Origin of the sequence: Acinetobacter sp. SwsAc2 (genome assembly GCF_013391465.1) — a bacterium.
GTDB lineage: Bacteria > Pseudomonadota > Gammaproteobacteria > Pseudomonadales > Moraxellaceae > Acinetobacter > Acinetobacter johnsonii.
The window spans coordinates 1-736 of record NZ_JACBEZ010000090.1 but is presented as its reverse complement, the minus strand read 5'-3'; the positions used below and the strand labels follow the sequence as shown (position 1 = coordinate 736).

Below are 736 nucleotides of genomic sequence, written 5' to 3'. Positions count from 1 at the left end.
CGGATCACAGGATATTTGCCGCCTCCCCGGAGCTTATCGCAGGCTATTACGTCTTTCATCGCCTCTGACTGCCAAGGCATCCACCACATGCACTTAATTACTTGACTATACAACCCCAAACAGTCGTAGCACCTACAAGTAGTACTAGGACAGATCGATTGCTCGATCATACAGTTTGTTGCTCTGTGTACTTAAACACCGTACAGCTTCAATTCAATTCACATACCAAAACGCTTGATTCAGTTAATTTCGCTAGTAACTCATTTCTTCAATCTTCATCAATCAGTAATAAATCACTGTTAATGTCGATCTTAAAAACGAGTATGAACAAATTATTTCAACTCAAATATATTCTGTTAATGATTTTTCCAGCCTTCGTCAGGTCAGGAAACTGTGATAAATCACAGAGATTAATAACAACGAAGCGCATTCTACGCTTTATTATCACTAAGCTCTATAAGCTATCAGTTCGTTTGCTTAATGTTTAACTCATTGCATCGCAATGAGTGGTGGAGACTAGGAGAGTCGAACTCCTGACCTCCTGCGTGCAAAGCAGGCGCTCTACCAACTAAGCTAAGTCCCCAGCTTATCAATAAGTCAATGTTTCTGTTTTCTGTATTCAGCATTTAACAATGCTTGTTAGTCAGATTTGGTGGGTCTGACAAGACTTGAACTTGTGACCCCACGCTTATCAAGCGTGTGCTCTAACCAACTGAGCTACAGACCCTCAGATACA

The 736-nt window shown here is 41.0% G+C and carries 2 tRNA genes and 1 rRNA gene; all 3 read right to left on the bottom strand.

The features are described 5' to 3' along the window. A 23S ribosomal RNA gene (locus tag HYI04_RS16805) occupies positions 1–107 on the bottom strand; the annotation flags it as partial. A 400-nt stretch (positions 108–507) separates the two neighbouring features. Beyond that, positions 508–583 (bottom strand) — tRNA-Ala (locus HYI04_RS16800). A 67-nt stretch (positions 584–650) separates the two neighbouring features. Continuing rightward, positions 651–727, bottom strand: a tRNA-Ile gene (locus tag HYI04_RS16795). Positions 728–736: the final 9 nt, after the last annotated feature.